This window comes from Micromonospora sp. NPDC047753 (assembly GCF_040642735.1).
In the GTDB taxonomy this organism is placed as follows: domain Bacteria; phylum Actinomycetota; class Actinomycetes; order Mycobacteriales; family Micromonosporaceae; genus Micromonospora.
This window is the reverse complement of the sequence record NZ_JBEYSL010000240.1, coordinates 1-9,761: the sequence shown is the minus strand read 5'-3', so window position 1 is coordinate 9,761 and position 9,761 is coordinate 1. Positions and strand designations below refer to the sequence as shown.

Sequence of the window (9,761 nt, the reverse complement as noted above, 5' to 3'; positions counted from 1 at the left end):
GGTGGGAACGGCCTCGCTACCTGTTTCCGGTACCGAGGAGGTTGGATGTTCAGCCACGTCAAGGACCCGGCCACCCCACCCCCGTTCACCCGTTCGGGTCAGACCTTGGCCTTGCCCAGGATGCGGTTCACTGTTGTACCGCATACCGGACACTTGCCCTTGGCCATGTTCATTCCGGTCTTCGAGACCTCGACGTGCCCCTCGAAGTCCCGCTTCTCCTTGCACTTCACGCAGTAACCGTTGTAGGTCGTCTGGGCCTGGTCGGCCACGGTGCCCTCCTCGTCTCGTCCGCCGGTCAAAACCGTCCCGGCGGGGTGCCCGGCGGCGGGCCACACGGGGCGCCGGCGCTGGGTCTCACTCCGCGGCCACCTTCGTGACCGCTGGTCCGCGGACCCTACCCAGGTCTGGGCAGTTCCATGTCAGCTGTGCATCGACACTGTGAGGAAGTCGACGTCGAGAGTGTGCATGGCGAAATAGGTCGGATAAGTCAGTTTGGCGGGGACACGCCGACCAAACCCTGACAGCCACCCGTGCGAGTACCTCCACAGCGCATCCGAGGCGGTGATCACCTACGGTAGGAGATGTGCCGCGGACCGACGCCGTCGACGTTCACCAAGGGTGACGAGATGGCGTGCTGGCGCTGCGGTCAAGAAATTTTCGGGACGCCTGGCGACCAATCACCATTTTCTGGGCGCGTGTCGTGCGGTTGACCCTTGCGGTCCCCTGGTCAGTGGGCATTAGCTTTCCTTCGTGACACGTAGTCGAGGCTGCGCGGCCCAGTGATGGCGGGGACGCGCAAGCCGGTCGTCGAGGTGCGACGCAGTCAGCGTCGACGACGCACGGTGTCCGCGTACCGTGACGGTGAGCGAGTGGTCGTCCTCATCCCCGACCAGTTCTCCCGTGCCGAGGAGAGCGAGTGGGTCGACCGGATGCTCGCCCGGCTCGCCGCCCGGGAGGGCCGCCTTGCCCGGTCCGACGACGAGTTGCTGGCCCGCGCCAACCGGCTCATCGACCTCTACCTCGCCGGGTACGCCTCGAAGGCGGTGCCGGCCAGCGTCAGATGGGTCACCAACCAGAACGGCCGGTGGGGCTCCTGCACGCCGGCGGACCGCAGCATCCGCATCTCCCACCGCGTCCAGGAGATGCCCGACTGGGTGATCGACTACGTGTTGCTGCACGAGTTGGCGCACCTCATCGTGCCCAGCCACAACGCCCGGTTCTGGGCGCTTGTCGGTCGCTACCCGAAGTCGGAACGTGCCCGCGGCTACCTCGAAGGGGTCGCCGCAGCCTCCTCCTGCGCGCCGCTCCCCACCTGACCGCACACTGTCGCCCCGAAGATCCACTCGCGTTCCTGAATACCGCGCTGTCGGGAGCTCCGGGACACCGCGATTCCAGTGAAGCCGAGTCGATCATGCCGTGGGTCCCGGTCAGCTGGCTGGGTCGGGCGGGTTGGGCGGCTGTGTGGGGTGGGGCGCTAGGGTCGGGGGATGGCGCGACGGGTGGTGGTGGCGTTGCTCGGGCCGGTGCACTGGTCGCCGCCCGGCGTCGACCTGGCGCAGTGGCGAGCGGCGCTGGCAGAAGACGTCATCGACCTGTTCGCCACGCTCAACGAGGTGGAGGTCGCGGTCGCGGTGACCCCGGCCGACCGGGCCCTGGCCGATGCGTTGGTGTGGCCCGGAACGGCGGTGTACGAGGTGGCCGAGCCGACGCCGAACGCCGTCTTCGCCGCGCTGGAGGGGTACGACCAGGCGGCCGTGCTGGTCAGTGACGTGCCCGACCTGCCCGCCCTGACCGTCGGCAAGCTGCTTCGCCCACTCACCAGCAGGCCGGTCGCGGTGGCTCCGGTCGAGGGCGGTGGCCCGGGTCTGCTCGGGGTCGCGGTACGACTGCCCGCGCCCGACTGGCTGCCGACGCTGGAGTTGGACACGGCGACGCCGGCTGAGGCGCGCGCCAACGCCCCGCGCCCGGGTGACGTGGCGGTCACCACCGGCTGGCGACGACTGCGCGGCCCGGCTGACCTGGCCACGCTCGACCCGGCCTTCGAGGGTTGGGAAGCCACCCGCGCCCTGCTCTCCGGGGCGGGCCGACCCACCTGAACCTGTCCGGGCCGACCCACCTGCACCTCTCCGGGCCGACCCACTCGAACCGTCGGCACCGCCGAACACGCCGCGGGTGCCCGCTGTGGATCTGCGGGGCACCCACGGCGCAGGCCGTCAAATGAGCGGGGTCAGGACCTGGCGTCGCCTTCGCCGTCGGTCTCGTCGGACGGACCGGGCCGCCCCGACTGATCCGACTGGCCGGGGGCCTTCTCCTCCACCCCGCCGGGGGCGGTGAAGTCGAAGCTGTCCAGCTCGCTGAGATCCATGTCGTTCATCGCGAAGGCGACCGGATCGGCGAAGTCGTCGTCCGACGGGAGCAGGTCCGGGTGGCCCCAGACGGCGTCGCGGCCCTCGATGCCACGGTGCTCGGTGAGCGCGGCCCAGAGCGCCGCGGCCTCCCGCAGTCGGCGGGGCCGCAGTTCCAGACCGACCAGCGCGGCGAAGGTCTGCTCGGCGGGACCGCCGGCGGCCCGGCGACGGCGGAACGCCTCGCCCAGCCGGACGACGTTCGGCAGCCGGTCGCTGGCGGCGCTGTCGACGACGTGGCACACCCAGCCCTCGACCAGGGCGAGTGCGGTCTCCAGGCGGGCCAGTGAGGCCTTCTGCGCCGGCGTGTCCTCCGGGGTGAAGATGCCCTCCAGGGCGATCGCCTGCATCGACTCGGGGTCGGTCGGGTCGACCCGGCCCATCGCCTCCTCGATCGCCTCCCGGTTGACCCGGATGCCCGAGGCGTACATCTCGACAGCGCTGAGCACATGCCCACGCAGCCACGGGACGTGCTGGAACAGCCGCTGGTGGGCGGCCTCGCGCAGCGCCACGTAGAGGCGGACCTCGTCCTCGGGCAGCTCCAGGCCCTCGCCGTACGCCCGGATGTTGGCCGGGATCAGCGCGGCCGTGCCGGCCGGGCCGAGCGGCAGCCCGATGTCGCCGGCGGAGAGCACCTCCGCGGCGAGCGAGCCGAGAGCCTGGCCCAGCTGACCGCCGAAGAGCGCGCCACCGAGGGAGGCCACCATCGACTGCATCGGGCCGAGCTGGGCGCGCGCCTCCGGTGGCACCAGGTCGCCCATCGCGCCGACCATTCGGCTGGCGACGGGGTCGCACAGCTTGCGCCACACGTCCAGCGTCTTGAAGATCCACTCGTTGCGGTTCCACGCAACGGGGTTCTGGATGCCGCTGGGCCACGCCGAGGCGGGCTCCAACCACAGGTCGGCGAGGCGTAGCGCCTCCTCGACCGCGTTGCGCTCGTACATCGACACCGCCGGGTCACCGGCGGCCGCGAGCTGACTGGCTGCTACCTGCCGGGCCAGGTCCCAGTTGACCGGCCCGCTGCCCGGCGCGGAGAGCAGGTGCTGCAACTGCGACATGAACTGCTGCATCTGCGCGGGATCGTTGGGGTCTGGTGGTTGCCCACCCGGGAGCGCGAAACCGAACGGAATATCAGGCACGACATCTACGGTACGCGGACCGCGCCCCAGGTAGCCGCCGCTGGCGTTGCGCTGAGGGCGAAGTCGCGTGGCGCATCCGGCGGGCGGGCCGCAACCGGTCGGTACGCTCTGCGGCATGAGACGTCGTGGCCTGACGGTCCTGCTCGGTGCCCTGTTCACCGCCCTGCTGAGCATCGGGGTGCTCCGGGTGCCGATTCCGTACGTGGTGCTGGGCCCAGGGCCGACCGTCAACACCCTCGGTACGACCGACGGCAAGGAGGTCATCCAGGTCACCGGTCGGGAGACCTCGACCTCGGCCGGCCAGTTGCGGCTCACCACGGTGGGGGTGCAACCCTCCGTGCGGTTGCGGGGGGCCATCGCGGGCTGGTTCTCCGACGACGAGGCGGTGGTGCCGCGTGAGCTGGTCTACCCGCCGGGGGAGTCGACGGAGCAGGTCGAGCAGCGCAACGCCGAGGACTTCAAGGCGTCGCAGACCAGCGCGGAGACCGCAGCGCTGCGGGAGCTGGGCTTCCCGGTGCAGGTGGTGATCAAGACGGTGGCCGGAGACGGCCCGGCGGCCGGTGCGCTGAAGGTCGGCGATCTGATCACCTCGGTCGACGGCGAGCCGGTGCCGGTGGCGGCGAAGGTCACCGAGCTGGTCCGGGCCAAGCCGGCGGGCACGGCGTTGACAATCGGCTACACCCGTGACGGCACGCCGGCCACCGCGACGGTGACCAGCCAGGAGCAGGACGGCCGACCGCGGATCGGTGTCGAGATCGATCAGCAGCAGCCGCACCCGTTCACGCTCGGCATCGACCTGGGGGACATCGGTGGGCCGAGCGCCGGTCTGATGTTCGCCCTGGGGATCGTGGACAAGTTGACCCCGGCCGATCTCACCGGCGGTAAGATCATCGCCGGCACCGGCACCATCGACGACGAGGGCGCCGTCGGGCCGATCGGTGGGATCGCCCAGAAGCTGGTCGGTGCCAAGCGCGCCGGGGCGAAGGTCTTCCTGGTGCCGGCGGACAACTGCGCGGAGGCGGTCCGCAATCCGCAGCCCGATCTGCCGCTGTTGCGGGTGGGCTCGTTGGACGAGGCGATGACCGCTCTGGACACGTTGCGCGCGGGTGGTCAGCCGACGCGTTGCTGACCGGTGTGACCGTGCCCCGACACGCTCAGGAACACCCCGTACTCTGGGTGCCTGGTCGGAGCCGATCATATCGAGCGTGCGGAGCCAACAGTGGTCATGCGTAGCAGCAGCCCCCTCCCGAGGATGAGCCGGCGCGGGCGCGTCACCATCGCTGTCCTGGTCGGGGTGTTCGTGCTCTTCACCCTGCTCGGCTGGGGTGTCCAGGCGTGGACCGACTGGCTCTGGTTCGACGAGGTCCGCTACACCGAGGTCTTCACCGGCGTCCTGCTCACCCGGCTGGTGCTCTTCCTCGCCATCGGCCTCGGCATGGCGGTGATCGTCGGTGGCAACCTGTGGCTGGCCTACCGGTTGCGCCCGCGACTGCGTCCGCACTCGGTCGAGCAGGCGACCCTCGAGCGCTACCGGATGCTGCTCAGCCCGCGTCTCGGCACCTGGATCTCGCTGACCGCCGCGGTGGTCGGGCTCTTCGCCGGTCTCTCCGCGCAGAACCGGTGGAACCAGTGGCTGCTGTTCCGCAACGGCGGTGACTTCGGCATCAAGGACCCGGAGTTCGGGGTCGACATCGGCTTCTACGTCTTCCAACTTCCGTTCTGGCGCTACCTGCTCGGGGTCGCCTTCACCGCTGTGGTGCTGGCCGTGATCGGCGCGCTGGCGGTGCACTACCTCTTCGGCGGGGTCCGCCTGCAGGGCGTCGGCGACCGGATGAGCAACGCGGCCCGCGCGCACCTGAGCACGCTGGTCGCGGTCTTCGTGCTGTTGAAGGCGATCGCGTACGTGTTGGACCGGCGGGCCATGCTGCTGGAGTACAACGAGGGCGCCAAGTTGTACGGCGCCGGCTACGCCGACGTCAACGCGTTGCTGCCGGCGAAGGAGATCCTCGCCTACATCTCGATCGTGGTGGCCATCGCGATCCTCGTGTTCTCCAACGCCTGGATGCGGAACCTGGTCTGGCCGGGGATCTCGCTGGCGCTGCTCGGCGTGTCCGCGGTGGCCATCGGCGGCATCTACCCCTGGGCGGTGCAGACCTTCGAGGTCAAGCCGAGCGCCAAGGACAAGGAAGCGCCGTACATCCAGCGCAGCATCGACGCGACGCGCGCGGCGTTCGGGTTGGGGGCCACCGAGACGACCCCGTACGCGGCGAACAACCTCACCCCACCGGGGAACCTGGCCACCGACACCTCGGTGGTGTCGAACGTGCGGCTGCTCGACCCGCAGTTGGTCAGCGAGACGTACACCCAGCTCCAGCAGGTGCGTGGCTTCTACGACTTCGGCCCGAAGCTGGACATCGACAGGTACGGGGTGAACGGGAAGGTCTCCGACTACGTGGTCGGCGTCCGGGAGATCAACTACGGCGAGCTGACCGACCAGCAGAACACCTGGATCAACCGGCACACCGTGTACACCCACGGGTACGGGCTGGTGGCCGCCCCGGCCAACCAGGTGGTCTGCGGTGGGCAGCCGTTCTTCGTCTCCGGGTTCCTCGGCGAGAAGACCCAGGAAGCGTGCTCCTCGCAGACCGAGCAGATTCCGGCCAAGCAGCCGCGCATCTACTACGGCGAGCGGATGGCGGCCGACGACTACGCCATCGTCGGGCAGTCCGACCCGAACAAGAAGGCCGAGTTCGACAGGCCGGTCGGTGAGGGCGGCGGCGAGTCCTACACCTACACCGGTGAGGGCGGTGTGGAGATCGGCTCCTTCACCCGGCGACTGCTGTACGCCATCAAGGAGCAGGAGTCGAACTTCCTGCTCTCCGAGGCGGTGAACAAGGACTCCAAGCTGCTGTACGTGCGCAACCCGCGCGACCGGGTGGAGAAGGTCGCGCCGTTCCTCACCCTGGACGGCGACCCGTACCCGGCAGTGGTCGACGGTCGGGTGCAGTGGATCGTGGACGGCTACACCACGGCGGCCTCCTACCCGTACGCGGAGCGGGTCAACCTGCAGACCGAGACCACCGACGAGTTGACCAACCGGGGCACCTTCCAGCTGGCCCGCGAAGACGTCAACTACATGCGCAACTCGGTCAAGGCCACCGTCGACGCGTACGACGGCACCGTGAAGCTCTACGAGTACGACGACACCGACCCGGTGCTCAAGGCGTGGAACAAGGCCTTCGGCGGCGACCTGGTGCTGCCGAAGGCGGAGATCCCGGTCGAGCTGAGCGAGCACCTGCGCTACCCGGCGGACATGTTCAAGGTGCAGCGCAACCTGCTCACCAAGTTCCACGTGACGAACCCGGGTGACTTCTACTCCGCACAGGACTTCTGGCAGGTGCCCAACGTGCCGGACGCCCCGGACAGCGGTCAGAAGCAGCCCCCGTACTACCTGTTCACCCAGTTCCCCGGGCAGGAGAGCCCCCGGTTCCAGCTCACCTCGGCGGTCACCCCGAACGGCCGGCAGAACCTCGCCGCGCTGATCTCCGGGTCGTACGTCGACGGGCAGCCCCGGCTGGAGGTGCTGGAGTTGCCGGATCAGACCCGAATCTCCGGCCCGGTGCAGGTGCACCAGCAGATGACCAACAACGCGAACATCCGTCAGCAGCTCAACCTGCTCTCCAGCAACCAGGCGCAGGTGCAGTACGGCAACCTGCTCTCGTTGCCCTTCGCCGACGGGATGCTCTACGTCGAGCCGGTCTACGTGAAGAGCAACCAGCAGGACGCGTACCCGCTGTTGCAGAAGGTGCTGCTCTCGTACGGTGACGGCGGCTCCTTCGTGGCGCTCGCCGACAACATCAACGACGGCATCAAGCAGTTGGTCGAGCAGGGTAAGAAGGCCGGGCAGGGCACGTCGCCGCCGCCGACGACCGGGGGCAACCCGACGACCCCGACTCCGACGCCTTCGGGGACGGCGGCGCCGTCGCCGACTCCGAGCGCCGGCACCCCACCGCCGACCGGTGATCTGGCTGCCGCCGCGGACCGGGTGCAGACCGCGATCACCGAGGTCCGGGCCGCGCAGACGTCGGGCGACTTCGAGCGGTACGGGCGTGCGCTGAAGGCCCTCGACGAGGCGCTCACCGCGTTCCAGCAGGCGCAGCAGGCCGCTGGTGCGCCGGGTGCCAGCCCGAGTGCTGGAGGCTGACCCGCCACCGCACGCAGTTCCTCCCCGAGCCCCCGTCCCTCGGACCGCATCAGGTCCGAGGGGCGGGGGCTCGGCCGTTGGCCTGATCTGTGCGTATCTGTCACGTCACCGACAGCACCGCCCGGGACCGCAACCTGCGGTGCCGGTCCGCCGTCCTCACTGCAACGGGGTGGGGACGAGGGGGAACAGTCGTGCGGGACGCGCAGAGCTTCGATGACTTCTACCGCAGCACCGCCCGCCGGACGCTGCGGTACGGCTACGCGGTCGCTGGCGACCACGGTGAGGCGCAGGACCTGGTGCAGGAGGCGTACACCCGGGCCTGGCGGCAGTGGGGGCGACTGTCGTCGCATCCGGCGCCGGAGGCGTGGCTGCGGCTCGTGGTGGCCCGGCTGGCGACCGACCGCTGGCGGCGCCTGCACCGTTGGCGGGTGGTGCTGAGCCGTACCGGACCGCCGGCGGTCGCACCTCCACCCAGCGAGGACGGGGTGCTCCTGGTCCGAGCGCTCCGGCAGTTGCCCGCCACGCACCGGCAGGCACTGGCCCTGCACTACCTCTTCGACATGTCCGTCGAGGAGATCGCCCGGGAGACCGACGTGCCGGTCGGCACCGTGAAGTCCTGGCTGTCCCGGGGCCGGTCCCGGCTGGCCGCGCTGCTGCCCGACCTCAGAGTCGTGGAGTTGGAGGCGAACGATGTCAGTTGAACTCTCTGACCTGTACCGGTCGCTCGGCACCGTCGCGGACGGGCACGAGCTGACCCGCCCCGAGTCCCTTCGGCGGTTCGCCGACCGGCGAGCCCGAGCACGGGTAGCCGGTTCGACGCTCGCGGTGGCGCTGCTCGTGGGCGTGGTTGTCGTCGGTGGCCGACTGGCGTACCCGGCGGACGGTTCCGCACCGCCGCCCGCCGACATCCCTGGCCCGTCGCCGACCGGGGCGACGGCGACCTCCCTGCCGTCACCCTCGCCGACTCCCTCGGCACCGCTACCGTCGCGGACCACCCCGAGTGGTACGCCGTCGCAGCCGGTCACCACCGGACCGGCGGCACCTCGGCCGCCCACCTCGATCCCGGACCGCGCCTTCTTCCTGCTGGCGGCCCCGAATCGGACCGGACTGGAATCCTCGGGGGAGGGTCCGGCACTGCCGACGCTGTGCGGTGCGCGCCTGCCCAGCGACTCGGCCATGGTCCAACGCCGTGGTCGCTACCTGGCCTACAAGATGCCGGAGACGCCGACGGGGCACGTGCCGGACGGTAGTTACCGGCACACCATCACCATCTACCGGGCAGGTCGCGCCGACGACGCGTTGCGGGAACTGCGGCAGGCGGTGCGCGGCTGCCCCGACCAGAAGCTGCCCGACGACAACAGGACGTGGCGTCAGCGGCTGCTGGCATCGGGGGCGTACGGGGACGGGTCGGTGCTGTTCGAGATGCGGGCTCCGATGCCGGACGGGATGGGTGAGCCGGGTACGGAGGAGGTTCGGCTGGTCCGGGCGGTCCGGGTCGGCGACGTGGTGACGGTGCTCTGGGAGCAGGGTTGGGAGCACACGGTCGCCGTTCGGTCCCAGGTCGATGCTGACAGTCGACGGGCGGTCGCGGCGATCGAGAACTGGCTCGACTGACAACGCCCAGGTCAGAGCTGTCCGTGCCGGCGGTATCGGAGTCGCTTTGCGGTGTCCCGGGTTGGTGCGCTACGGTTATCGAACCGACGCGGGGTGGAGCAGCTCGGTAGCTCGCTGGGCTCATAACCCAGAGGTCGCAGGTTCAAATCCTGTCCCCGCTACGAGAGAAACACCAGTTCGAAGCCCGTCTCCGGTTCACCGGAGACGGGCTTTCGACATTCCGGGGTGCCGGCCACAGCGGATGGCGACCCCACTGATCATCGCCCGGAACGGGTGAGTTAGTCTTAACCAGTCGACGCGGGGTGGAGTCAGGTCGCTCATGTGGATGTAGGGGTGCCCTCTCGTGGGTGCGCCCGTCATGTCCTCAGGGCGCGTTCGGTATGACGCGGGCCACACGGT

8 protein-coding genes and 1 tRNA gene are annotated in these 9,761 nt (G+C 69.9%); 7 read left to right on the top strand and 2 right to left on the bottom strand.

Annotated elements, in window-relative coordinates; genetic code table 11:
* Nucleotides 1–98: 98 nt before the first annotated feature.
* The gene (locus ABZ749_RS20225) at nt 99–269 is read right to left on the bottom strand and encodes a DUF5679 domain-containing protein (protein ID WP_167457767.1); all 171 of its coding nucleotides are present in this window, start codon (nt 267–269) and stop codon (nt 99–101) included.
* A gap of 513 nt (nt 270–782) precedes the next feature.
* On the opposite strand from ABZ749_RS20225, the gene ABZ749_RS20220 reads away from it, so the two are divergent.
* On the top strand, nt 783–1,316 hold the full coding sequence (locus ABZ749_RS20220) for a M48 family metallopeptidase (RefSeq protein ID WP_357207139.1): 534 nt from the start codon (nt 783–785) through the stop codon (nt 1,314–1,316).
* A 171-nt stretch (nt 1,317–1,487) separates the two neighbouring features.
* Nucleotides 1,488–2,096: a hypothetical protein gene (locus ABZ749_RS20215; protein WP_357207137.1), complete on the top strand. Its 609-nt coding sequence runs from the start codon at nt 1,488–1,490 to the stop codon at nt 2,094–2,096.
* Nucleotides 2,097–2,227: 131 nt separating this feature from the next.
* On the opposite strand, the gene ABZ749_RS20210 is transcribed toward ABZ749_RS20215, so the two are convergent.
* Nucleotides 2,228–3,544 (bottom strand): zinc-dependent metalloprotease, encoded by a 1,317-nt coding sequence (locus ABZ749_RS20210; RefSeq protein WP_355008179.1) that lies wholly within the window; start codon nt 3,542–3,544, stop codon nt 2,228–2,230.
* 115 nt (nt 3,545–3,659) lie between these two features.
* On the opposite strand from ABZ749_RS20210, the gene ABZ749_RS20205 reads away from it, so the two are divergent.
* The 5 genes from ABZ749_RS20205 to ABZ749_RS20185 all read left to right on the top strand — a co-directional run bounded on the left by ABZ749_RS20205 (nt 3,660) and on the right by ABZ749_RS20185 (nt 9,523).
* Complete coding sequence (locus ABZ749_RS20205) at nt 3,660–4,673, top strand: PDZ domain-containing protein (RefSeq protein ID WP_357229890.1); 1,014 nt, start codon at nt 3,660–3,662, stop codon at nt 4,671–4,673.
* Between the two features lie 96 nt (nt 4,674–4,769).
* On the top strand, nt 4,770–7,748 hold the full coding sequence (locus ABZ749_RS20200; protein WP_357229888.1) for a UPF0182 family protein: 2,979 nt from the start codon (nt 4,770–4,772) through the stop codon (nt 7,746–7,748).
* A gap of 191 nt (nt 7,749–7,939) precedes the next feature.
* Nucleotides 7,940–8,449, top strand: a complete 510-nt coding sequence (locus ABZ749_RS20195; RefSeq protein WP_357229886.1) for a SigE family RNA polymerase sigma factor — start codon at nt 7,940–7,942, stop codon at nt 8,447–8,449.
* Nucleotides 8,439–9,362: a hypothetical protein gene (locus ABZ749_RS20190; protein WP_357229884.1), complete on the top strand. Its 924-nt coding sequence runs from the start codon at nt 8,439–8,441 to the stop codon at nt 9,360–9,362. Before ABZ749_RS20195 ends, ABZ749_RS20190 begins: the two co-directional genes overlap by 11 nt.
* An 87-nt stretch (nt 9,363–9,449) precedes the next feature.
* Nucleotides 9,450–9,523: transfer RNA gene (locus ABZ749_RS20185), tRNA-Met, on the top strand.
* The last annotated feature ends 238 nt before the right edge of the window (nt 9,524–9,761 follow it).